Raw genomic sequence first — 23,888 nt, forward strand, 5'->3', positions numbered from 1 at the left:
TCACTTGACTATTCTGAGGCGGACGCGGTCGAGCGACAGCGCCACCGCGGCGATGATCATCAGGCCCTGCACCGTTTGCTGGATGTAGGGCGAAATGCCGAGCAGGATCATGCCGTTGGCGAGAACGGTGACGATCAGCACGCCGATCAGCGTGTTGACGACGCCGCCTTCGCCGCCGGTCAAGGCCGTGCCGCCGACGACGACGGCGGTGACCGCGGCAAACAGCCTGCCATCGCCGATGACGGCATGCGACTGCCCGAGTTGGGCTGCGGCAAGCACGCCGGCAATGCCGAAGAAGAAGCCGGCCAGCGCGAAGGCGGTGACGCGCACGCGCACCACATTGACGCCGGAGAGCTTGGCGACGTCCTCGTCACCGCCGATGGCCAGGATGTGGCGGCCGAGCTTGGTGTGATACTGGATGATGGCGGCAAGCAGGAACGCGCCGGTGGCGACCCACACCGCCAGCGGCAGGCCGAGGAAGCGGGTCAGCGCCAGATCGCGGATCGAGGCGTCGTTGAGACGGATCGCCGAGCCGCCGAGCATATAGACCGACAGGCCAAGGCCGATGAACCACATGCCGAGCGTCGCCATGAAGGAAGGGATCCGCAGCATGGTCTGGACGAGACCGCTGACGAACCCCATCACGGTGCCGGCGACGACCGCGGCCAGCACCGCCCACCAGCCATAATCGTTGCCATTGCCGTCATTGGCGGCGAGCAGCACGACCACCATCGCCGCCACCGACAGGGTGCCTTCGACGGAGAGGTCGATGCTGCCCATCAGGATGATGAAGGTCAGCCCCATCGCCAGCGTCAGCGGCACGGCGGCCGAGTTGGCGAGGCGCACCAGGTTGCGCAGTTCGATGAAATTGTGATTGGCGATGGCGATCAGCACGCACAGCACGATCAGCACCGCCAGCGGCGCCAGGCTGCGCCAGCGCCTGCCACCGAACACGGTGGCGATGCGGCCGGGGAGAAATGTCATAAGCGTCGTCCGCTCGATGTCCGAAACGGACTTCAGGGGTTCTGTATGGATTGTCAAGAAACCGCTTCCCGTCTGCTGATGACAGTGGCCGATGCAATGCACGACGACGATAAAAGGGAGCGGGCCGCCAGGGAGCAGCAGCCCGCCCCGGTGGTCAGGTCCGGATGGCTCCAGTCACCCGACCCCACAGATCGTTCCAGTCGATCTCCGGCTTCGCGTCGACATTGGTCTTGTAGTATTCCTCGACATTGTCGTGCGAGATCAGCACCGCCTTGCCGTAGAATTCGCGATGCTCCGGCGGCTCCTTGACCGGGTCGAACTTGCCGATCTTGGCGTTGTAGCCGATGGCCAGTCCCATGCCGCCCTGCCAGAATGGATCCGAGGTCACGGTGCAGGCGAACTCGCCGGTGCGCACCGCGTCGACCGCCGTCTTGATGCCGTCGACGCCGACGATCGGCACCTTGCCGGCGAGGTTTTCGGCGCGCAGCGCCTCGAGCGCGCCGGAGCCCATGTCGTCATTGGCGGCCCAGATACCCTTAATGTCGTCGCCGAAGCGGGTGAGCAGGTTGCCCATCAGGTCGAAGGCTTCGGTCGATTTCCAGTTGGCGACCTGGAAGTCGAGCAGCTTGATGTCGGGATTGGCGGCAAGGGCCGCGTCGAGACCCTTCTTGCGCTCGATCGCCGCCGTGGTCGAGATCAGGCCGCCGAGGGCGACGATGCCGCCCTTGCCGCCGATGGTCTTGAACAGGATCTCGGCGATGGTCTTGCCGCTCTCGATGCCGTCGAACTCGATGTGGGAAACATAGTTCGGGTTGAAGTCCTTGGGGTGCAGATCCCCGGGCTTGTTCCATTGCGTCACCACATAGGCGCCGGCCTTGGCGCAGGCCTCGACGATCGGGCGTGCATCAGGCGTGTCGTTGGGATCGGAATTGAGCACCATGTTGCCGCCGGTCTTGGCCAGCATCGCCTTGATGTCGGCGATGCCTTTCTCGCTGTTGCCTTCCGAAACCAGCGTCACGTGTTCGAGACCGGCCCATTTGGCGTAGGCCTCGGCGCCGGTCTTCCACACCGCGTGATAGGGGTTGGACAACGAGCGGATCGACGTCACCAAAGTCGGCTTTTCCTGCGCGCGCAAAACTTTTGGCATGGCGAGCGCCGCCATTCCGACGGTGGCGCCCATCATCAGCGTCCGGCGGCTGACTGCGCCGGAAAGCGTTAAACCTGTCCTGTCCTTCATTTGTCGAACCTCCCGATTGAATTCTGTTTCCCGCCCGGCGGCTTGCGCGGGGAGCGCGGCCGGGCCTCCGATCGAGGGATTGCCAAGTTCCTCCACTTGTACGACAACCCTTCAACACGGCAACCATACCCTTTCTCTTGACGCGGCACAAGGGACTTGAGATCGTCGCGCACATGAGGCTGCCGTAATCTGTGGCCGTGGCATCGGAGGAAAAATGCCGGATTTCATCATTGTCGGCGGCGGCTCGGCCGGCTGCATTCTGGCCGCCAGGCTGAGCGAGGATCCGGATATCTCCGTCGTCCTGCTCGAGGCCGGACCGCGCGACACCGACCGCTACATCCATCTGCCGGTCGGCTTCTTCAAGATGACGGCAGGGCCGCTGATCTGGGGCTATGACACGGCGCCCGGCAAGGCGATCGACGGCCGCACCATGGTCTATCCGCAGGCGCGCGTGCTCGGCGGCGGCTCCTCGATCAACGCCCAGGTGTTCACCCGCGGCTGCCCGCAGGATTACGACGGTTGGGCTGTCGACGATGGCTGTGCGGGCTGGAGCTACGCCGAGGTGCTGCCGTATTTCCGCCGCTCCGAGGGCAACGACACCTTCGCCGGCCCGCAGCACGGCATCGATGGCCCGCTCGGCGTTTCCAGCGGTGCGCCGCATCCGCTGACCCGGGTCTTCGTCAAGGCGGCGCAGCAGGCCGGTCTTCCGTTCCGGGCCGATTTCAATGCCGGCCAGCAGGAAGGCACCGGATTCTACCAGACGACGACGCGTCAGGGGAAACGCAGCAGCACGGCGGTCGCCTATCTCAGGCCGGCGCTTGGCCGCAGGAACCTGACGTTGCGCGCCGACGCCACGGTCAGCCGCATCGTTGTCGAGAACGGCCGCGCCATCGGCGTCGAGATCATCGTCAATGGCCGCACCGAGCTGCTGCGCGCCGAGCGCGAGGTGATCGTCACCGCCGGCGCCATCGGTTCGCCCAAACTCTTGATGCTGTCAGGCATCGGCCCGGCCGCCCATCTCGACACACACGGCATCGAGGTGATCCACGATCTGCCCGGCGTCGGCCAGAACCTGCATGACCACATGGATGTCGACGTCGTCGCCGAACTCAACGGGCCGCACGGCATCGACCGCTACAAGAAGAAGCGCTGGCAGGCGGTCGCCGGCCTCGAATACGCGCTGTTCGGCAAGGGGCCGGTGGCGTCCAACATCGTCGAAGCCGGCGGCTTCTGGTGGGGCGACCGGGCGGAGAAGACGCCGGATATCCAGTTTCATTTCCTGCCCGGTGCCGGCGTCGAGGAAGGCATCGGCTCGGTTCCCGGCGGCAATGGTTGCACGCTGAATTCCTACCATGTCCGCCCCCGTTCGCGCGGCAGCGTCACGCTCGGATCAGGCGATCTGCGCGATCCGCCCATCATCGATCCCAACCCGTTCGCCGAACGCTACGACCTCGAGCGCGCCGTCGACGGCATCGAGATCAGCCGCGAGATCCTGTCTCAGCCGGCCTTCGCCAGATACATCAGCCGGGAACACCTTCCGGGTGCGGCAACGAAGGGACGCGCGGCACTCGAAGCCTTCGCCCGCGAGCACGGCCGCAGCGCCTACCACCCTGTCGGCACCTGCCGGATGGGCGGCGATGCACAAAGCGTCGTCGATCCCGAACTTCGTCTGCGCGGGCTGCAGGGCCTGCGCGTCTGCGACAGTTCGGTGATGCCAAGCATCGTGTCGTCAAACACCAATGCAGCGGTGATCATGATCGCCGAAAAGGCAGCCGACATGATCGCCGGGCGGAGCCCATTGCCGGCGTAGATAAATCATTCGTCCGGGAACATGGAGCGCGGCGGGAAGTCGGCGCGGCTGTAGTCGACAACGATGAACTTGCCGCCTTGGTATCGCTCGACGACCGGATTGTCCGTCACCTTGCCACGGACGCGCTCGGCCTGGCTGTCGGAACTGTCGAGCGGCGTCCAGCCGATCTTGCGCCTGGCATCGTGCCGCCAGAAGCCACGGCTGTTGTTGGACTGCCCCCAGATCACCGAGCAGCCGACGTGCTCGGCCTCGGCGCAACGCTCGATCAGCCTGACAAAGTCGCCATGCGATATCCAGGTCGACAGGATCCTTTCGTCCGCAACCTCCGGCAGCACCGAGCCGATGCGGATCAGCACGCTTTCGACCGCATGCTTGTCCCAGTACAGTCTAGCCAGCATCTCGCCATATGCCTTCGACAGGCCGTAATAGCCATCCGGTCGCAACAGGCAGTCCTGGTCGAGAATCTCTGTCCGCTCGTAAAGGCCGACGGCGTGCACCGAGGAAGGAAAAACCACGCGTGCCTTCTGGCTGCGCGCCGCCTCGTAGATATGGAAGCTGCCGCGCAGATTGGGGCCAAGCACCGTCTCGAAGGATTGTTCGGTGGATATGCCGCCGAAATGCAGGATCAGCCCGCAGCCCTGGGCGAGATCGTTCACCGTCTGCTGATCCTCGAGATCGGCAATGTCGAAACTTGCCTTGTCCGGCAGCGGGATCGGCAGAGGCACCACATCGGTGAGCCGCAAGGTCCAGCCGAGCGCCGCCAGCCTGGCCGAGAGCAGGCGTCCGATCGTGCCGGAGGCTCCGGTCAACAGGACCGGTTTGTCGCAGAGTGCCAATCCCTGTCCTTTCATGATAGGGAAATCGGGAGACATGTTCGCGCCGGCTTGGCAAGGCGAACGGAGATTGAGCGCGTCATGCGCCCCGTAAATGTCATCATATCACCATACAAATAATGGGTTGCCAAGAACAGCGGTTCGTTTATTGCTTGGTGGCGATGAAACGTTCCTTTGGCCTTCCCCCTCAGATCAGCCGCACGGCGCAGGTGGCCGACTGGTTTGCGCGCGAAATACGCGCCGGCCATCTGACCAGTGGCGAGAAATTGCCGACCGAGCAGGAACTGATCGCGCAATTCGGGGTCAGCCGGACGGTGATTCGCGAGGCGATGGCTTCGCTGCGCTCGGAAGGGCTGGTGGTCAGCCGACAGGGTTCCGGCGTGTTCGTCGCCGACCACGAGGCCAACACCACATTTCGCATCGTCTCCGACGAGCTTCACTCGCTGACCGAAGTCCAGAACGTGCTGCAGCTGCGGCTCGCCGTCGAACTCGAAGCGGCCGGCATCGCCGCCGAGAAGCGCAGCGACGACGACCTTGCCCGCATGCGTGATTGCCTCGATGCCATCGACGCGTCGATCGCCGCCGGCGAGAGCGCGATCGAACCGGACTTTGCCTTCCACCGGGCGATCGCCTCGGCCACCGGCAATCCCTATTTCGAGCGCTTCATGCATTTTCTCGGGCCGGTCATCATTCCGCGCCAGTCGATCCGCCCGCGGACTGAGACGCCGGAGCAGCGGCGGCTCTACCTCGAACAGGTCCAGATGGAGCACCGCCGCATCTATCAGGCCATCGAGCGGCAGAATGTCGAAGCCGCCCGCTTCACCTTGCGCGAGCATCTGGAGGCGGGCCGCGAGCGCTATCGCCGCATGGTCGACGGTTCGGCCAGGTCGTAACACGGCGTCAAACCTGACCTTCGATCCGTTTGCCCAGCCCATCCGATCTCACGCCAGCTCCCCGACCGGCATGCGGCAGGACTGCATGAGGGCCGCGAGCTGCCGCTCCTCATCTATTGTCAGGTCCAGAAGCGGTGACCGCACCGGCCCGCAGTCGATCCCGGCGATGCGGGCGCCGGCCTTGACGATGGAGACGGCATAGCCGGCGCGACGGTTGCGGATGGCGAGATAGGGCAGGAAGAAGCTGCGGATGATGTCGCCGACTTCCGCCGTGCGCCCGGCCCGCAGCGCGTTGAAGAAACGCAGCGCCATCTCGGGCGCGAAATTGTAGATCGCCGACGAATAGGTGGTCATGCCGATGGCCGCGGCGGCACTGGCATGGACTTCGGCCGTCGGCATGCCGCCGATGAAGATCAGGCGGTCGTCCATGCGGTAGCGCAAGGCGGTAAGCAACTCGATGTCGCCGACGCCATCCTTGAGGCCGACCAGATTCGGGCAGTCCTGAGCCAACCGGTCGAGCGTCTCGGGCGTCAGCACCGCATTGTCCCTGTTGTAGGCGATCACGCCGATGCCGACCGAGCGGCAGATGGCGGTCAGATGCCGGCGCAGGCCTTCCTGCTCGGACTTGACCAGATAGGGCGGCAGCACCAGCAGGCCGTCGGCGCCATTGGCCTCGGCGGCCTTGGCGAACTCGACCGCCATATGCGTGCCGTAGCCGACGCCGGCCAGCAGCGGCAGGTGATCGGGAACTTCATCCGACGCAGCGCGGACGACGCGCTTGTATTCCTCGAGCGTCAGCGAGAAGAACTCGCCGGTGCCGCCGGCCGCGAAAAGCCCGCTTGCTCCGGCAGCGCCCTGTTGCGCGACATGGGCGCGATAGCCGTCTTCGTTGAAGGCGCCGTCGTCGTCGAAGAAGGTCAGCGGAAAGGACAGCAGCCCGCGGCCAAGGGATTTGGTCAGCTCGGTGGGTGAGAACGTCAAAACGAATACTCCGTGTATGGGGCCGGCAAATGGATGGTCGGGCCGGCAAAGGTTTTTGCGGCCGTGGCGTTGGGTGGGCTCATAGGATGCCGGGCCGGACTTCGGCGGCGGCGGCGTCGATCGCCTTGCGGCCAAGGCCCGACTTGACGATGCGGATCAATTCCTCCTCGCTGGTGTCGGCAGTGGACGCGTCCAGCGCGACCTCGCCGGAATGCAGGAAGTTGATGCGGTCGCAGACTTCGAAGATCTGGTTGTAGTTGTGGACGATCAGGATCACCGAGACCTGGCGCTGCTGGCGCAGGTTCTGGATCAGGCCCAGGACATGCGCGCTCTCGCGCACACCCAGTGCCGCCAGCGGTTCATCGAGGACCAGGATCTTGGGCGACGAATAGATCGAGCGGGCAACGGCGATGCACTGGCGCTGTCCGCCCGAGAGTAGGTCGACCGTGCTGTTGACGCTGGGGATCGAGATGCCCAGCGTGTCGAGGTAGATCTGCGCCTGTTCGCGCATCTTCCTGTTGTCGAGCAGGTTCAGCCCAAGAATGCGCTTATGGTATTCGCGGCCGAGGAACATGTTGTGGAAGACGCTGAGGTCGCCGATCAGGGCGAGGTCCTGGTAGACGGTCTCGATGCCCTCGGCGCGCGCATCGCGCGGCGAGGCGAAACGCACCTCCTTGCCTTGCGAGACGATCGTGCCGGTGTCGGGCTGGTGAAAGCCTGACAGGATCTTGATCAGCGTCGACTTGCCCGCGCCATTGTCGCCGACCAGGGCCAGAACCTCGCCCTGGCGCAGCTTGATCGAGACGTCGACAAGTGCTGTGACGGCGCCGAAACTCTTGGAGATGTTGGACATTTCCAGCACCACGGGCGCGTCGGGTGCGAGCGGCGGAATGGTCTGCGTGTTCATAGGCGCCTCCTTGTGCGCAGCCGGTCGACCTGGATGCTCAGGATCATCGCCGCGATGATGGCGGCGCCCAGATAGATGTCAGACACGGTGGCCTGGGCGCCGATCATCACCAGGCCATTGTTGAGCGAGGCGACCACGAACGCGCCGATCAGGGCGCCGATGACGGTGCCGGAGCCGCCCAGCAGCGAGGTGCCGCCGATGACTGCCGCGGCGATCGCCTGCAAGGTGAGGAACGGGCTGCCGGCCTGCGGGTCGGCGGATGTGAACTGGGCGGTGTTGATGATGCCGGCAAACGCCGCGCAGCCGCCGGCGATCATGAAGTTGTAGATCTTCATCCGGTCGGTGCGCACACCGATCTCGCGGGCGCCGATGATGTTGCTTCCCGTCGCGATCGTGTGCAGGCCGAAGGTGGTGCGGTTCAGCGCCAGGGCCAGCGCCAACACGATCAACACCGTCCACAGGAACGGCGTGAACGCCGTCACGCCGTGCCAGGACAGCAGCGCGTCCGACGGCTGGTAGAGGCTCTGCCCGAAGATCGCGTTGAAGGGCTGTTCGACCGGCGCCACGATCGGCTGGCTGTTGTAGATCGAGACGACGATGCCTTGCATGAAGAACAGCATGCCGACCGTGGTGATCAGCGACGGCACGCGGAAGCGTACCGTGATGATGCCGTTGATGGCGCCGACCAGCACCCCGATCAACACGCCGATCACCGCGCCGACGGCCAGAGGCACGCCCCAGGTGACCGACAACAGCGCCATGACATAGGGCGCGATCGAGAAGATGGCGCTCAGCGAAAGATCGATCTCGCCGGTGATCATCAGCATGACCTCGGCGGCGGCGATCAGGCCGAGCCGGCCGGTGTCGCGCAGCACGACGCTCATGAACTGCGGCGACAGGAACCCGCCATCGCTGCCGACCTGGAAATAGATCACCAGCACGATGGCGACGACGGCGATGCTGGCCTCGCGATAGCGGGAAAGCAGGATAAGCAGCCTTTCCGTCATCGTGTGCGGAACCTTGACGCCAACGGCGCTCTTTCGGGCTTTTAGGGGTTCGATTGGCGGCACTCTTGTCTTCCTGATTTCGAATTCTGGGCGACGGGACGGATCGGCGGCGGGCGAGCCGGCCGCATGGGCTTGCAGCCGGCGATGTCCCGCCACGTCATCGGAAAATGACGTGGCGGGGTAGGCGTTTCGCTTGGCTGAGTGTCAGGTCGGCTCGACGTCGCTGCGGCCTTCGAAGCGGGACTTGCCGACATAGGCGTCGACATTGTCCTTGGTCACATAGGCCTGGCTGGTGTCGCTGTTGGCCGGGCCGACGAGACCGCCCGACAGCTTGTAGAGATACATCTGCTGGACCGGCAGGAAGCCCTGCAGATAGGCCTGCTGGTCGGTGGTGAAGTTGACGTCGCCCGACTTGATGAAGTCCAGCGTCTGCGGGAACAGGTCGAAGCCGGCCACGGCGCCGCCGGCTTTCACCAGCCCATATTTGTTGGAGATGAAGCCGCAGGCATAGGTGTCGGAACCGCCGGTGCCGAACATGCCCTTCACGTCCTTGTGGCTGAGATAATAGCTCTCGACGCGCGAGATTTCCGTTGCCGGATCGGGGCCGGTGTTGACGACATCGTAAGTGACGCCGCTGCCGCTGTCCTTGATCGCCTGGATGTAGCCATCGAGGCGCGGCTGCGTGTTGAGCGAGCCGGGAACGCCGATCGACAGCATGACGTGGCCGCCCTTGGGGATCAGCTTCAGCCACTTCAGCGCCGAGTTGTAGCCCGACTGATAGAGCGGCTGGCCAACATAGGACAGCCGCTTGTTGGGACTGCCGACCGGCACGTCGGCATTGAAGGCGACGACCGGAATGCCGGCCTGGGCGGCCATGTCGGTGGCGGCGTCGAAGGCCGTCGGATCGACCAGGCAGACGGCAATGCCGTCCGATTTCTGCGCGATCGCCGTCTGCATGGCGCTGACCATCTCGGAGACGACGTTCTTCTGCGAACCCGTCCACTGATAGCTGCACCCGAAGGCGGCGCAGGCGTCCTGGATGCCGTAGACCGTCGGCGTGAAGAACTGGTCCAGCGTCACATGGCAGACGAAGTGGAACTTGTAGGGCTTCTTCGGCAGTCCAGCCGATGAATCCGCCGCCTTGGCGGCGCTGATGCCGCCGGCCAGTCCTGCGCCTGCCAGTCCGCTGGCCAGGCCGGCGGCACCGAGACCGAGTTTCCCGGCCAGTGCGAAGGCACTTCGCCGGCTGATGGCGGCATTCACCATCTCCATCTGATTTTTCGTTTCGTCGTCCACTTGGTTCCTCCCTCTTCGTTTTGCGGGCTTGCCCACATTTGTCGTCTGGTTACATTGTTATATGATAACTTTTGTGTCAATGCTTTTTCGACACCGGTTTCACGACGGGCTTTTTGCGATCGCAACACGGTGCGGAAAGGCTGCCGCTTGGCCGGCACGATGGACAGGGATGACAGGAAGAGAAAATGGCTGAAATCGAATTCAGGGCTGTCGCGAAGAACGGCCTGAAGGTGACGACGATCGGGCTCGGCGGCACCGGGCTGGGCAACATGTACCGCGCCGTCGACACCGACGCTGCGGTCAAGACGGTGCACGCGGCCTATGACAATGGCATCCGCTATTTCGATACCGCGCCGGTCTATGGCTTTGGCGTCAGCGAGACCCGGCTTGGGCTGGCGGTCAAGTCGCTGCCGCGCGCCGACATCGTCATCTCGTCGAAGATCGGCTACGACCTCGTCCCGATCTCGCCAGAGGACCTTCAGCCGGCGCTGTGGGACCAGCCCGGATCATTCCGTGCCGAGTTCGACTATTCGCGTGACGCCGTGATGCGCTCGCTCGAGGGAACGCTGAAGCGCCTCGACACCGACTATGTCGACATGGTCTCGATCCATGATCCCGACGAAGCCATTCATTTCGGCCCCGGCGAGGATCCCTATGCCAGAAGCCGTTTCAGGGAAGCCATGGATGGCGCCTATCCGGCGCTCGACGAACTGCGTTCGCAAGGCGTCATCAAGGCGGTCGGCGTCGGCATCAACCAATGGCAGATGCTGTCCGACTTCGTCGTGGCGGGCGCGTTCGACTATTTCCTGCTTGCCGGCCGCTACACCCTGCTCGAGCAGGAACCGCTGGCGACCTTGCTGCCGCTATGCGAACAGCGCGGCACCAGGATCATTATCGGCGGGCCCTACAATTCGGGCATCCTGGCCACGGGCGCCGTCAAGGGCGCGACCTTCAACACCAGGCTGGCGCCGGAACCCGTGCTTGAGCGCGTCCGCCGCATCGAGGCGATCTGCGCCAGCCACAAAGTATCGTTGCCGGCGGCCGCCCTGCAATTCCCTTTGGGGCATCCGATCGTGTCGAGCGTCATTCCGGGGGCGCGATCGGTCGAGGAACTGAAACAGAATCTGGACTATCTGCGGGAAGATATTCCCTCGGCTTTGTGGGCTGATCTCAGGCAGGCCCAGCTGATTGAAACCAGCGCACCCGTACCTGGAACGTGAGGGCACCTGGCGGCCGATCGACGCCTGAGGCTTACCGGATCGGCGTCTCGCCGCGAAACAGCGGCTGGTGCGCCCGCATCAAGGCGGCAATCCGGTCGGCGACTTTTCGTACCGGCGGGGAGTGACGTTCCTCGTGATGAGTGACGATCCATTGGTCGGTTTCGAGTTCGGGGATGGGCTGGGCGACGCGAACCAGCCGCGGATCGCAGTCGCCGACGAAGCACGGAAAGATTGAAAGACCGGCGCCGGCGGCGACCAGTTCGCGCACCGAATGGCTGTTGTTGCCGCGCACGGCGATGCGGTCGCCGTGATGGGCCTGCAGCCAGCGCGCCGAAGCAATGTTTGCCCCTTCGCCGGTGACGCCGACGAACAAGCCGGCGGCGATGCCGTTGATCAGGTGGCGTCCGGAATAGATGGCGTGGGCGACCTTGCCGCTCTGACGGCCGGCCAGCCACTGCTCGGTCGGTCGCTCGCTGCGGATGCCGATATCGGCGGCACGGCGTCCGATGTCGACCCTGTCGGTGGTGGTGACGAACTCCACCCTGATGCCATCATCGACCGTCCAGATCTCGCCGATGTGGGCGGAAACGAAGGCCGAGGTCCATGGCCCGGCCGAGACGCGGACAATGCGGTCAGGCAGGCTCCCCTCGCGCCAGCGGGTCAGAGACTGCATAGCTGCCTCGACGTCTTCGGCGCGCCGCAGCAGTTCTTCACCGACCGGGGTCAGCCGGTAGCCGGTCTGCTGACGCACGAACAGCGGTTCGCCGATCTGCTTTTCGAGCGCGGTGACGCGTCGCCCAAGGGTGGCAGCGCTGAGCCGCGTGGTTCCCGTCGCCGCGCTCAGGCCACCCAGCCGCGCAACGTCGAGAAACAACCGCAGATCGTCCCAGCCGATATCCATTTTGCAGAAATGAAAAACTCCTTGCGACCGTGGCTGTAGCGCGAAGCGGGCATCACGCGCAAGTATGCAGGCCTTGGAGACGTTGGACAGTCCGGCCTGGCGGGACGGTGACAGGCGCCTCGGCTGGCCAGGAAGCCAGTGCAATCCTTTCGATCGCGCCTGCGCTTTGTCCAGATGCTTTGCGCTTTCGATCAACCCAGGCGCGGGCCTTCTGCGCGCCAAAGGAGACGATCATGTTGGATGAACTTCGACGCCGTTTCGCCTGCTGGCGTGCCTATCGCCAGACACTTGCAAGCTTGAGGCATGTCCCGGACAGCACGCTGGCGGATGCCGGCATTTCTCGCGAAGAGATCCGCAAGCGTGCCCGCCACGCCAGCCTGCATCGTTGAGACCATGGAGGCGGGCATGCAGATGATGGAGCTCTGGGATGGCCGCTCGGTGCCGCGCATCGGGATCGGCACCTGGGCGGCGGGCGGCGCCGCGCGCTGGGGGGATGCGGCGACTATCTATGGCGAAGTCGACGACATCAGATCGCAAGCCGCGCTGGCGATGGCCTATGACATCGGCGCGCGGGTGTTCGACACGGCTGCCGCCTACGGCGCCGGCAATGCCGAGCTGATCCTCGGGCGGGCGTTGAAGGGCAGGGACGAGGCCGTCATCGTCACCAAGGTCGGCTATTTCGGCGATCCCGAAACGCGCAAGATCGCTCCCGAGGATGCCTCTGCCGCGGCGATCCGGACATCGATCGACAAGTCGCGGCAGCGCCTGCAGCGCGATTGTATCGACGTCGCGCTGCTGCATATCAACGAGTATCCGATCGAGCGCGCCGGCGAGGCGTTCGATACGCTCGGTCAACTGCACCAGGAGGGCAAGATCGGCGGCTTCGGCTGGAGCACCGATCACCGCGAACGGCTTGCCGCCTTCGCGGCGCGCGACGGTTTCGTCGCCGTGGAGAACGACTTCAATGTGTTTGCCCCGGCGAACGAGCTGATGGCCGTTGCGGCGCGCGAAAACCTCGTCTCGTTCAGCCGGCTGCCGTTGGCAATGGGCCTGCTCACCGGCAAATACACGCCGGCCATGAAGCTGCCCGCCGACGACGTGCGTGGCGGCAATGCAGAATGGATGGTGTTCTTCAGGGATGGCGCCGCCAACCCGCAATATCTGTCAAGGCTCGCGGCGATCCGCGACCTGCTCACCTCGGGCGGACGCACGCTTGCGCAGGGCGCGCTTGGCTGGATCCTCGCCAAATCGGCAATCGCCTTGCCGGTGCCCGGCTTCACGCGGCCCGAGCAGGTCGAGGACAATCTCGGTGCACTCGAAAAAGGGCCGCTGCCGGCAGCGGTGATGGCCGAGATCGACGCCGTGCTGAACAGTGCCGAGACCGCCTGCTAAGACCGCGAGGAGTCGTTCTCCGCTTCCATCTCCGCAACATCCTGAAACCTGTCGGCGATGCGGGCGTGCACCCGTCCGCCATTGGCTGCTCCAATGGCAACCAGCACTTCGTCGGCACCCGGCGCGTCGGCGATCTGGAAATTTGCGGTGAGGAAATGCGAACGCCTGCCATTCTCGCTCTTGTGCATCATCGGCAGTGACATCAGCGCCCCGGCGGCGTTTCTTGTGTTGCAGAATTCGAGATAGGTGGTGCCGCCAACGGCATCGCGGAACAGATTGCCGAACCGCAGCGTGTGGATCAGCGCCGAGGCATGTTCGATCTCGCCGTTGACGCCGACCGCCGCGGCCTTGCCGTAGGATTCGATCTCGCCCGGCGGCATCAGGGCGATCAGGCGCTGGGTAAGTTCGGCACCGACCTTGGGGGCGACGTCGAGGATTTCGGGGCGAAGGTTCTCGACGAAGCCGCGCCCCGCCCACGGGTTCTTCAACACCGCCGCGACGACGATGATGGTGACCGGCTTGCCCGCAGCCTTTCCACCTTCGATCAGAACCTCTTCGATGAAGGTGCAGATTTTCCTGATTTCCATTCGCTTCAACGGCCTTTCCTGCGCGCAGAATTCTGACGTGAGGCTAGGAAGCGTCTGGTCGTGCGTCTTCCTCCGCTTCGGAGGAAAATCTGGATGTCTCGCTGTCGGAAGCCGTGTAGCTTCGCAAGGCTGCGAATTGCTTATATCCAGCCTCGATGGATCAGCAGGAACAGATCGGCCAACAGGATCGAGAAGTGAACCACCAGTCGCAAATCCTGTCCTTGCGGGATGCCGCCAGCCTGATCAATTCCGGCGGCGATCTCAGCACGGTGCTGCGCGATCTGGTGTTGGCCGCCTGCCGGCACGCCAAGTGGACGATGGGCTCGATCATGAGCATCGACGCGCCGCATGGCCATGCCTACGTCATCGTTCGTCACGATCCGACCTTGATCCAGCGTCCGCTGCCCGACCGCTGGGAACTCGCCACCAGCCCATCGATCATCGCCCTGCAGCGCAACGAACCGGTCTATATCCGCGATGCGCGCGTCTCGGAGGAATTTTCCGGCTATCGCCGCGAGGCCTTCGAACGCGACTACCGCAGCGTTCTCGTGATGCCGATGAACTGTGTCGACGAGGACGGCCGGCCGATGGTGCTCAGCGTCGTCTCGCGCGAGATCATGGACGTCACGGCCGACGACCTCGCTTTCATAGGCATGATCGTCCATCTCGGCGAGATCGCGGTCGAGAAACAGCACAAGCTGCGTGCGGAAAAGCGCGCGGCGGAACGGCTCCAGCAGGCGCTGCAGGCCCATACCTCCCTGCTGCAGCAGGCCCTGGCGGAAAGCTCGGTTTCCTCGCTTGCCGGAAAGATCAGCGCGCTTGTCCCCAACCCGGTGGTCGTGGTCGATTTCACGGCGAACCTGATCGTCGCCAGCCGCTCGCCGAGCGAGAAGCATTTCGACGACGCGGCCTGGCAGCTTGCCGCCAACACGACCTTGCACCGGCAGATCATGAAGGCCGCGCGGTCGGCGGTGGATCTGCCGCAGACTGAGCCCTACACTTTCTTTCTCGACGACGGCACGCGCCGTCTGCGCGTCACCGCGAAAATCGAACCGCTGAGCGTCGACGCGGAGGCTGTTGGCGCGCTGGTCATCTTCACCATGCAGCAGCCGTTCAGCCAGCTCGACCTGCTGTTGCTCGACAGCGCCAAGTTCGCGCTTAGCGTCCAGATGATGCGCAGTTTCATCCGCTTCCGTTTCGAAACGCGCACGCTGACGGAGCTGTTCATGGAGGTCGTCGAGCATCGTTGGCACGACGCCGCGGATGTCATGCAGCGGGCGCAGCGGCTGGGCATCGGCCTCGCGTCACCGCAGCAGATGATCGTCATCGACCTGCCTGAAGCCGCGAAAAGCAACGCCGGACGTTCGGTCGACCCGCATCATGCCGTGATCCGGCTGCTGCAGCAGAATTCGGTCGCGGCAGGCATCATCGTCGTCGACAACGGCCTTGTCTGTCTGATCCCGCCCGAACTGGGTGACGACAAGGAGCGTGTCAACAAACTGCTGCGCAAGATCGCCGAGGAACTGGGCCGCTATTTCGGCCAGGAGCCGTTCGTCGTTCTGTCCGGCCCCTGCGTGAAGCTCTCGGACTACCCGGCGGCATGGGACCGCTGCCGACGCATGATCGGCATCGGCCGCTCGTTCGGCCGCACCGGCGTCTTTTCCAGCCAGGATTTCGGCCCCTTGCCGATGCTGGTCGCGGCCGCCGATGTCGAGGACGTTCGCGGCTTCGTGCAGGACAGCGTCGGCGCGATCGCCGACCACGATCGCCAGCACGGAACGCCCTATATGGAGACGCTGTTCTCCTATCTACGCGAGGGCTGCCGCAGCCAGGCCTGTGCCGACGCGATGGGCCTGCACGTGACCACCTTGCGATACCGGCTGGCGCGCATCCAGGAACTGTTCGGCGTCAATCTCGATACGCCCGAGCGGCGCTTTGCCTTTGAACTCGCCATTCGCTTGCGCGAGGTCATCGACAGCAGCGGCTCCACGGAAAAATAGTCTCAGTCCAGGCTCCGCCGAACGGACGGTTTCCGGCTTGGGAACACGACCGCTGCTGACCGGATCGCCCCTTCCCCTCTTGCTCGCAAACACAGCAGTGTCTCCGCCGCCTGTTCCTCTCAACAGGAGGAAGAACGGCTGCGAATGAGCGGCTAACGTTTCGTGCAATCCGAAAGGGACCACGAGGCCAGATGCTGACCACCCCGCAACCGACGATCGATCCGATCGCCCTCAGAAGGGCCTTCGGAACCTTCGTGACCGGCGTGACGATCATCACCACGCGCGACAGCGACGGCACGCCGCGCGGCATGACGGCGAACTCCTTCACCTCCGTCTCGCTTGATCCGCCGCTTCTCCTGGTTTGCGTCGGCAAGGCGGCGGCGAGCTATGCGGCGTTCAACGCCTCCGATTCGTTCGCCGTCAATTTGCTGCATGAGGGGCAGGCCGACGTCTCGACGGTCTTCGCCTCGAAGGCTCACGACAAGTTCGGGTCCGTCAGGCATGACCGTGTCCACACCGGCGCGCCGATCCTCAACGAGTGCCTGACTTGGTTCGACTGCACCGTGCACGACCGCGTCGATGCCGGCGATCATGTTGTGCTGATAGGCGCGGTGCAGGCGTTCGGCACCAGCCCATCGGCGCCGCTCGGCTTCTGCCGGGGCCGCTATGCGTCCGTCAAGGATCCGCTGCCGCCGGGCTGGCTTGCCTCCCACAGCATGATCGTCGGCTACCTGATCGAAGCCGACGGAAACATCCTGCTGCGCTCCGACGGCAAGGGGGGCTGGGTGCTGCCCAGCGCCAAGAGCCGGAAAGCGGAAAACGAACTCAAGCTCGAAGGCGGCGATGCGCTGACGCTGCTGCCTGACGAGACGTTCCTCTATTCGGTCTTCGATGTCGCCGACAGCGATCCCGGCTACCTCATCTATCGCGCACGTCTCTCCGGCACCTCGGCCGCCTTCACCATGCCCTCGGGGTTCCGGTTCTTCTCCCTGGCTGATCTTCCATACGAGGACATCCCAGCCGGCGAGATCCGCGCGCTGCTGCGCCGCTACAGCCGCGAGCGGCGCGACGATTCCTTCAGCATCTACATGGATTCGGGCGATGGCGGCCGCCTTGCCAGGATCGAAGGCGCCTCACAGCCATGGTCGCATGGCCCCCGGGACGCGGAACAGGAAAAGCCATGAAAACGACCGTCAAATCGCTCGAGAACTCCCGCCAGACGCTGTTCATCGGTGGCAGCTTCGCCGCTCCGAAAGGCGGGCAGTACATTGCGAGCTATGATCCGACGAGCGGCGAGCCCTGGTATGAACTGGCCGAGGCCGACGCATCCGATGTCGATGCAGCCGTAGCCGCCGCACGCGCCGCTTTTGCCGACCCGGCATGGCGCCGGATGACCCAGACCGACCGCGGCAAGCTTGTGCACCGGCTGGCGCAACTCGTGCTGGACCATGCCGACGAACTGGCGCTGATCGAGACGCGCGACAACGGCAAGCTCATCAAGGAAATGCGGGCGCAGATGCGCGCCATGCCGGATTCTTACAGCTATTTCGCCGGCATGGCCGACAAGCTGCTGGGCGACACCATACCCGTCAACAAGCTCGACATGCTGAACTTCAACCTGCGCGAGCCGCTTGGCGTCGTCGGCATGATCACGCCGTGGAATTCGCCGCTGATGCTTCTGACCGGGACCTTGGCGCCTTGCCTTGCGCTCGGCAACACCGTCGTCATCAAGCCTTCGGAGCATGCCACGGCCTCGACGCTGGCGCTGGCCGAGCTGATTATGGAAGCCGGTTTTCCGGCAGGCGTGGTCAATGTCGTGACCGGCACCGGAGCCAGCGCCGGCGAGGCGCTGACACGTCATCCCGGCGTCGCCAAGATCGTCTTCACCGGCAGCACCGCCACCGGCCGGCGCATTGCCACCAACGCCGCGGCCAACCTGGTTCCCTGCCAGATGGAGCTAGGCGGGAAATCACCGCATGTCGTCTTCGCCGACGTGGACATCGAACACGCCGTCAACGGCGTCGTGTCGGGCATCTTCGCGGCGGCCGGCCAAAGCTGCGTCGCCGGATCGCGCTGCTTTGTCGAAGCCAGCGCCTATGACCGCTTCGTGGATGCGCTGGTCGAGCGCACCAGGCGGGTCAGGGTCGGCCATCCCATGGATGATGATACCGACATTGGCCCGCTCGCGATGTCGGCGCAGCTTGCCAAGGTCGAAGCCTATGTCGCGTCGGGCGTCCGCCAGGGCGCCAGGATCGCGGCCGGCGGCCGGCGGCCGCAATCGGCGGACCTTGGCGGCGGCTGGTATTTCGAACCGACCGTCATGGTCGATGCCCGCAACGACATGGAGTTCATGCAGGACGAGATTTTCGGACCGGTGGTCGGCGTCATCCCGTTTTCTTCGGAAGAGGAGATGACCGCTCTTGCCAACGACACGCGCTATGGACTGGCTTCCGGTATCTGGACCAAGGACATCGACCGCGCGCTGCGTTTTGCCCGCAACGTCGATGCCGGAACCGTCTGGATCAACACCTATCGTGCGTCGTCCTTCATGTCGGCGAATGGCGGCTTCAAGGAAAGCGGCTACGGCCGCCGCGGCGGCTTTGACGTGATGCAGGAATTCTCGCGGCTGAAGAACGTGGTCATCGATTACTCCGGGGCCATGCAGGACCCGTTCGTCATCCGCCTGCGCTGAGCTTCATCCAAGCCGAAACATCAAACGGGACAAGAACATGAAATTCGCAGTGTCGCTGACCATGGAGCGCTTCTCGCCGGAGACATCGATGGCGACGGTGAAGAACAACCTGCTCGAACTGGCTGTCATGGCCGACGAGGGCGGCTTCGAAACGTTGTGGACGGCGGAGCATCACACGATCGAGTGCACCATTTCGCCCAACCCGCTGATGACGCTGACATGGCTGGCGCAGCACACCCAGCAGATCAGGCTTGGTACCTCGACGCTCGTGGCGCCGTACTGGAGCCCGATCCGGTTGGCCGGCGAAGCCGCGCTTTGTGACCATTTGACCGGCGGCCGGCTGGAGTTCGGCATCGCGCGCGGATCCTACCAGTATGAATTCGACCGCATGGCCGAAGGCATGCCGCAGCAGGAAGGCGTCGCCTATCTGAAGGAACTGGTGCCGGCGGTGAAGAAACTATGGGCCGAGGACTACGCGCATCAGGGCCACTACTGGAATTTTCCGCTTGCCGCCGGCGTGCCCAAGCCGCTGCAGCAGCCGCATCCGCCGATCTGGGTCGCGGCACGTGATCCCGGCACGTTCGACTGGGCTGTCGGCATCGGCGCTAACATCCTGTCGACGCCGCTTTCCGCCCCCGCCGCTGAAATCGCCGTGCTTGGCGAAAAATTCCGCAAGGCGGTCGCCGATCACCCGGAAGTGCGGCGCCCGCGTCTGATGATGCAGCGCCGCACCTGCGTCTATGAAAGGCCGGAGGAATGGGAAGTCGCCGTCCGCCACGCCATTGATTACGGGCGCGCCTTCGAGAACCTGTTCCAGAACATCGGCACGGTGAAGAACGGTTTTCCCGAAGCCGTCCCGTACGAAAGCGTCAAGGGCAAGGACAATTACAACCCCGAGAGCATCCGCAGGAACCTGATGTTCGGCACGCCCGACGAGATCATCGAGAAGCTTGAGGATTACGAGGCCGCGGGCGTCGATCAGTTTTGCCTTGGGCTCACCTTCAACCTGCCGTTCGAGCTGCAGAGGAAGACGATCCGGCTGTTCGTCGACGAGGTCATGCCGCATTTCGCCGGTCGGGATCGTGCCAAGGCCGTCGCGGTGGGGCGTTGACGGCAATGGCAGCCGATTCCTTCGTCCATGGCGACGTCACGCTCAATTACCGTGTCGACGGAAACGGCCCGCAGAAGCTGGTCTGCATCCATGGCGTCGGCTCCTATCTGGAAGCGTGGGGCGGCGTGGCCGCCCGCCTGCCGGATCAGTTCACGGTGCTGACATCAGATCTGCGCGGCCACGGCCGGTCGACGCGCATCAAGGGCCGCTACGAGATCGACGACTTCGTCCATGACACGCTGGCCTTGGCCGATCATGTCGGCTTCGCAAGTTTCCATCTGGCCGGCTTTTCGCTGGGCGGCCTTATTGCCCAGCGCCTCGCGCTGACCCATCCCGACCGGTTGCGCCGGCTGGTGCTGCTGGCAACCGTCGCCGGACGTCTGCCGGAAGAACGCCAGGCCGTTCTCGGTCGTCTTGCCGCCCTGGCCGCCAGCCAGCCGAGCGCGCACCATGCCGCGTCGCTGTCGCGCTGGCTGACCGAGGAATTTCAGCAGCGCAATCCAGATATAATTGCCGAGCTGCGCCGGCGCGATGCCGAAAACGATCCGGCATGCTACGCCGCCGCCTACCGGGTGCTGGCCGAGACCGACTTTGGCGGCATCCTCGACCAGATCAGGGCGCCGACGCTGATCGTCACCGGCGAGGACGATCAGGGATCCAACCCGCGCATGGCGCGCCACATGCACGATCAGATCCGCGGCTCGCGGCTCGAGATCCTGCCTGGATTGCGGCATTCGATCCTGGTCGAGGCGCCGGCGCAGGTGGCCGGCCTGATGGCGGATTTCCTGACCGAACACGCTGAGCAAGCGGGGGCAGCCAGCCATGGATAACGACTTGCAGAAAGCCGGCGAAACGGTCCGGCGTGCGGTTCTCGGCGACGATTATGTCGACCGGGCGATCGGCAATGCCGACGACTTCTCACGGCCGTTCCAGGAGATCCTCAACGAGTATTGCTGGGGCACATGCTGGACGGACGAGGCGCTCGACCTCAAGCAGCGCAGCCTGCTCAATCTCGGCATGCTCGCGGCGCTGGGGCGGATGCATGAATTCGGCGTGCATTTCCGGGGTGCGATGCGAAACGGTCTCAGCGACGACGAACTCCGCGCCGCGTTGATCCAGATATCAGTCTATTGCGGCATTCCGGCCGGCGTCGAGAGCTTTCGGGTGGCGCGCTCGGTGCGCGACGAGATGAAGGCGCAAACGCGATGATCGGGGCAGGTGGAATGCGTCCTGGCCGGAAGCTCAAGGACAGAGGCCGGCTTACCATCCTTCCGAGCAACCGCCACGAAAAACCTCCTCTGGCTCGCCGGAAGACGGCGCCAGAAGGCTCGTCTCTAAATTAGCAAACAACAAGGGGAACTGAACATATGAAAACATCTCTCAGATTGACGACGCTGGCGGCCTCGCTGGCCTTGGCCATCGCAGCGCTTCCCGCGCACGCCGGCGCGGTGCTCGACCGCGTGATGGCGGCAGGCACCCTCAAAGTCGCCACCGATGCAAATTGGGCGCCGCAGTCCTTCCTCAACGCCAACAACGAGCTGGACGGCTTTGACGTCGACGTCGCCAAGGAAATCGGCAAGCGCATCGGCGTCAAGGTCGAGTTCGTGACGCCGGGCTGGGACATCATCACGGCCGGCAACTGGGTCGGTCGCTGGGACATGCATGTCGGCTCGATGACGCCGACCAAGAAGCGGGCCGAGATTTTCGATTTTCCCGCTGTTTACTACTACACCCCGGCCGCTGTTGCCGTGCACAAGGACAGCAAGGCCGCGTCGTTGAGCGATCTCGACGGCAAGGTCGTCGGCGCGACGACGACATCGACTTTCGAGGCCTATGCCAAGAAGGATCTGACGCTCGACGCCGCCGGCGCACCGCCTTTCGAGTACAGGCTCAATCCGAAAGAGGTGCACTCCTACGAGAACTCCACCACCGCCTTCGACGATCTGCGGATTGGTGATGGCGTTCGGCTGGACGCTGTCGTGTCGTCGCTGCCCAGTATCCTTGATGCGGTGAAGGCAGGCTATCCGATCAAGCAGATCGGCGATCCGGTGTTCTATGAACCGCTGGCTGTCGCCATCGAACATGGCGATCCCGAATTCTCGGCCAAGATCGCCGATGCGGTGAAGGCCATGAAGGCAGATGGCACGCTCAGCACGCTGTCCAAGAAGTGGTACGGGGTCGATTATTCCATCGTAAAATAATCTCGACTTTCGCTGGCGGTCTGCCGTGGGCAGGCCGCCAAATCATCCAAGGGACAGACGATGCTCTATCCGGATACCGTCGAAGCTGAAATTCTCGTGCACAAGCCGTGGTTTATCGCGACGATGTTTGGCGTCGTCTTTGCGATCTTCCTTGCCTTCAACCTGACATCGACCGGCTTTGGCGAATTGATGCGCCCGGTCATCGGTGAGCCGTCCCAGAGTGGTCTCTACGGCAGGTTTGCCATTGCCTTCATCATAGCACTTCTCTTCATCTTCAACGTCGTGTTGATCGGCTTCGCCTCGCTGCGCGTCCAGATAGCCATCGTCTGGGCGGAGCTGCTGCTGCTCTTTCTGGCCTTCTTCCAGACCTTCCATCTCAGTCTGCCCTTCATCTGGCAAAAGCTGCCGTTCCTGATTTCCCAGGGTGTCGTCACGACGCTTTATGTTTCGGCGATCTCCATCATCATCGCCTCGCTGATCGCAATCCTGGGTGCGGTCGCCAAACTGTCCACCAACGGCTTTGCTTATGCCATCGCCAGCTTCTACACCTCGTTCTTTCGCGGCCTGCCGCTTTTGATGCAGGTCTATCTGATCTATCTCGGCCTGCCGCAGCTCGGCTTCGTGGTCGGCGCCGTGCCGGCCGGCATCCTGGCGCTGTCGCTATGCTACGGCGCCTACATGACCGAGATTTTCCGATCGGGCATCCAGAGCATCGATCGCGGCCAGTGGGAGGCGTCGCGCTCGATGGGCTTCGGCTTTTCGCTGACCATGCGAAGGATCATCCTGCCGCAGGCGCTTCCCGTGATCATTCCGCCGACCGGCAACCAGTTCATCTCGATGCTCAAGGACAGTTCGCTGGTGTCGGTCATCGGCGTCTGGGAATTGATGTTCCTCGCCCGCACGCTCGGCCAGAAGACCTTCCAGCACATGGAGATGCTGATTTCGGCCTCGGTCATCTACTGGATGCTGTCGATCTGCCTCGAACTGATCCAGTCCCGCATCGAACGGCACTACGCCAGGAGCAAGGTGCGATGAGCGCTGCGCCGATCATCGAAGCCAAAGCCGTATCCAAATGGTACGGCAAATTCCATGCGCTGAAGGACATCAACCTGACGGTCCACAAGGGCGAGCGCATCGTCATCTGCGGGCCGTCCGGTTCCGGCAAGTCGACGCTGATCCGCTGCTTCAATCGCCTCGAAGCGCATCAGGCCGGCGACATCACCGTGAACGGCGTGCACCTCCACCCAGGGATGAAGAACGTCGCCGATGTGCGCAGCAATGTCGGCATGGTGTTCCAGCACTTCAACCTGTTTCCGCACATGACGGTGCTGATGAACTGCATGGCGGGTCCGATGTGGGTCAAGGGTGTCCCGGCAGCCGAAGCGCGCAAGACCGCGCTTCAGTTTCTCGAACGCGTGCGCATCCCCGAACAGGCGAACAAATTCCCGGTCCAGCTGTCCGGCGGCCAGCAGCAGCGCGTCGCGATCGCGCGCAGCCTGTGCATGAAGCCGGCGGTGATGCTGTTCGACGAGCCGACGTCGGCACTCGACCCCGAAATGGTGTCGGAAGTGCTCGACACCATGACCGGCCTTGCCCGCGATGGCATGACCATGGTTTGCGTCACCCATGAAATGGGCTTTGCGCGTGCGGTGGCCGACCGCGTGATCTTCATGGACGCCGGCCAGATCGTCGAGGAAGGCAAGCCGGACAGCTTCTTCGGCAGTCCCCAACATGCCCGCACGAAACTGTTTCTGAGCCAGATACTAAAACACTAGCGCTGCCGGCAGTTCTGATATCACTCTCGCAAACGACTATGCAGCTGCCGTCAGGTTTGGC

At 63.9% G+C, this 23,888-nt stretch carries 23 protein-coding genes; 14 read left to right on the forward strand and 9 right to left on the reverse strand.

The window, feature by feature from the left end:
- Window positions 1–1,041 (reverse strand): ABC transporter permease, encoded by a 1,041-nt coding sequence (locus AC1D10_RS16185; protein WP_477273437.1) that lies wholly within the window; start codon window positions 1,039–1,041, stop codon window positions 1–3.
- A 97-nt stretch (window positions 1,042–1,138) separates the two neighbouring features.
- On the reverse strand, window positions 1,139–2,221 hold the full coding sequence (locus tag AC1D10_RS16190) for a sugar ABC transporter substrate-binding protein (protein ID WP_477273439.1): 1,083 nt from the start codon (window positions 2,219–2,221) through the stop codon (window positions 1,139–1,141).
- A 214-nt stretch (window positions 2,222–2,435) separates the two neighbouring features.
- On the opposite strand from AC1D10_RS16190, the gene AC1D10_RS16195 reads away from it, so the two are divergent.
- On the forward strand, window positions 2,436–4,031 hold the full coding sequence (locus tag AC1D10_RS16195; protein ID WP_477273441.1) for a GMC family oxidoreductase: 1,596 nt from the start codon (window positions 2,436–2,438) through the stop codon (window positions 4,029–4,031).
- Between the two features lie 5 nt (window positions 4,032–4,036).
- On the opposite strand, the gene AC1D10_RS16200 is transcribed toward AC1D10_RS16195, so the two are convergent.
- Complete coding sequence (locus tag AC1D10_RS16200) at window positions 4,037–4,867, reverse strand: NAD-dependent epimerase/dehydratase family protein (protein ID WP_477273443.1); 831 nt, start codon at window positions 4,865–4,867, stop codon at window positions 4,037–4,039.
- Between the two features lie 158 nt (window positions 4,868–5,025).
- Between AC1D10_RS16200 and AC1D10_RS16205 the strand changes: the two genes are divergently transcribed.
- Entirely contained in the window at window positions 5,026–5,757 is a 732-nt protein-coding gene (locus AC1D10_RS16205) for a FadR/GntR family transcriptional regulator (protein WP_379092337.1), read from the forward strand.
- A gap of 48 nt (window positions 5,758–5,805) precedes the next feature.
- Here the strand turns inward: AC1D10_RS16205 and kdgD are convergent, their stop codons facing one another.
- The 4 genes from kdgD to AC1D10_RS16225 form a co-directional block, all read right to left on the reverse strand.
- Window positions 5,806–6,738 (reverse strand): 5-dehydro-4-deoxyglucarate dehydratase, encoded by a 933-nt coding sequence (kdgD, locus tag AC1D10_RS16210; protein WP_477273446.1) that lies wholly within the window; start codon window positions 6,736–6,738, stop codon window positions 5,806–5,808.
- A gap of 79 nt (window positions 6,739–6,817) precedes the next feature.
- Window positions 6,818–7,645 carry an ATP-binding cassette domain-containing protein gene (locus AC1D10_RS16215; RefSeq protein ID WP_477273448.1) on the reverse strand — a complete coding sequence of 276 codons (828 nt, stop codon included), beginning with the start codon at window positions 7,643–7,645 and terminating at the stop codon, window positions 6,818–6,820.
- The gene (locus AC1D10_RS16220; protein WP_477273450.1) at window positions 7,642–8,715 is read right to left on the reverse strand and encodes an ABC transporter permease; all 1,074 of its coding nucleotides are present in this window, start codon (window positions 8,713–8,715) and stop codon (window positions 7,642–7,644) included. Before AC1D10_RS16220 ends, AC1D10_RS16215 begins: the two co-directional genes overlap by 4 nt.
- Window positions 8,716–8,856: 141 nt before the next feature.
- Window positions 8,857–9,948, reverse strand: a complete 1,092-nt coding sequence (locus AC1D10_RS16225; RefSeq protein WP_477273452.1) for a substrate-binding domain-containing protein — start codon at window positions 9,946–9,948, stop codon at window positions 8,857–8,859.
- Window positions 9,949–10,133: 185 nt separating this feature from the next.
- On the opposite strand from AC1D10_RS16225, the gene AC1D10_RS16230 reads away from it, so the two are divergent.
- Window positions 10,134–11,168 (forward strand): aldo/keto reductase, encoded by a 1,035-nt coding sequence (locus AC1D10_RS16230; RefSeq protein ID WP_477273454.1) that lies wholly within the window; start codon window positions 10,134–10,136, stop codon window positions 11,166–11,168.
- A 31-nt stretch (window positions 11,169–11,199) separates the two neighbouring features.
- Here AC1D10_RS16230 and AC1D10_RS16235 read toward each other — a convergent pair whose 3' ends face one another.
- Window positions 11,200–12,069, reverse strand: a complete 870-nt coding sequence (locus tag AC1D10_RS16235; protein ID WP_477273456.1) for a LysR family transcriptional regulator — start codon at window positions 12,067–12,069, stop codon at window positions 11,200–11,202.
- A 233-nt stretch (window positions 12,070–12,302) separates the two neighbouring features.
- On the opposite strand from AC1D10_RS16235, the gene AC1D10_RS16240 reads away from it, so the two are divergent.
- A complete protein-coding gene (locus AC1D10_RS16240) occupies window positions 12,303–12,458 on the forward strand; it encodes a YjiS-like domain-containing protein (RefSeq protein ID WP_477273458.1) in 156 nt (51 codons plus the stop codon).
- 16 nt (window positions 12,459–12,474) lie between these two features.
- A complete protein-coding gene (locus AC1D10_RS16245; RefSeq protein WP_477273460.1) occupies window positions 12,475–13,461 on the forward strand; it encodes an aldo/keto reductase in 987 nt (328 codons plus the stop codon).
- Here the strand turns inward: AC1D10_RS16245 and AC1D10_RS16250 are convergent.
- Complete coding sequence (locus AC1D10_RS16250) at window positions 13,458–14,048, reverse strand: amino acid synthesis family protein (protein ID WP_477274109.1); 591 nt, start codon at window positions 14,046–14,048, stop codon at window positions 13,458–13,460. The two genes, AC1D10_RS16245 and AC1D10_RS16250, sit on opposite strands and share 4 nt — an antisense overlap.
- 194 nt (window positions 14,049–14,242) lie before the next feature.
- Here AC1D10_RS16250 and AC1D10_RS16255 point away from each other — a divergent pair, with 194 nt between their 5' ends.
- The 9 genes from AC1D10_RS16255 to AC1D10_RS16295 all read left to right on the forward strand — a co-directional run bounded on the left by AC1D10_RS16255 (window position 14,243) and on the right by AC1D10_RS16295 (window position 23,827).
- Complete coding sequence (locus AC1D10_RS16255) at window positions 14,243–16,048, forward strand: helix-turn-helix domain-containing protein (protein WP_477273462.1); 1,806 nt, start codon at window positions 14,243–14,245, stop codon at window positions 16,046–16,048.
- A gap of 191 nt (window positions 16,049–16,239) precedes the next feature.
- Complete coding sequence (locus AC1D10_RS16260) at window positions 16,240–17,232, forward strand: flavin reductase (RefSeq protein ID WP_477273464.1); 993 nt, start codon at window positions 16,240–16,242, stop codon at window positions 17,230–17,232.
- Window positions 17,229–18,740, forward strand: coding sequence for an aldehyde dehydrogenase (locus AC1D10_RS16265; RefSeq protein ID WP_477273466.1), 1,512 nt, complete (start codon window positions 17,229–17,231; stop codon window positions 18,738–18,740). The genes AC1D10_RS16260 and AC1D10_RS16265 overlap by 4 nt, the downstream gene beginning before the upstream one ends.
- 37 nt (window positions 18,741–18,777) lie before the next feature.
- Window positions 18,778–19,851: an LLM class flavin-dependent oxidoreductase gene (locus AC1D10_RS16270; protein WP_477273468.1), complete on the forward strand. Its 1,074-nt coding sequence runs from the start codon at window positions 18,778–18,780 to the stop codon at window positions 19,849–19,851.
- 5 nt (window positions 19,852–19,856) lie between these two features.
- Window positions 19,857–20,681, forward strand: coding sequence for an alpha/beta fold hydrolase (locus tag AC1D10_RS16275; protein WP_477273470.1), 825 nt, complete (start codon window positions 19,857–19,859; stop codon window positions 20,679–20,681).
- A complete protein-coding gene (locus tag AC1D10_RS16280) occupies window positions 20,674–21,060 on the forward strand; it encodes a carboxymuconolactone decarboxylase family protein (RefSeq protein WP_477273472.1) in 387 nt (128 codons plus the stop codon). The genes AC1D10_RS16275 and AC1D10_RS16280 overlap by 8 nt, the downstream gene beginning before the upstream one ends.
- Window positions 21,061–21,218: 158 nt before the next feature.
- On the forward strand, window positions 21,219–22,052 hold the full coding sequence (locus tag AC1D10_RS16285; protein ID WP_477273474.1) for a transporter substrate-binding domain-containing protein: 834 nt from the start codon (window positions 21,219–21,221) through the stop codon (window positions 22,050–22,052).
- Window positions 22,053–22,112: 60 nt separating this feature from the next.
- Entirely contained in the window at window positions 22,113–23,087 is a 975-nt protein-coding gene (locus AC1D10_RS16290) for an amino acid ABC transporter permease (RefSeq protein ID WP_477273476.1), read from the forward strand.
- Complete coding sequence (locus tag AC1D10_RS16295) at window positions 23,084–23,827, forward strand: amino acid ABC transporter ATP-binding protein (protein ID WP_477273478.1); 744 nt, start codon at window positions 23,084–23,086, stop codon at window positions 23,825–23,827. Before AC1D10_RS16290 ends, AC1D10_RS16295 begins: the two co-directional genes overlap by 4 nt.
- The last annotated feature ends 61 nt before the right edge of the window (window positions 23,828–23,888 follow it).

It is taken from the genome of Mesorhizobium sp. P2_A8, assembly GCF_056404935.1.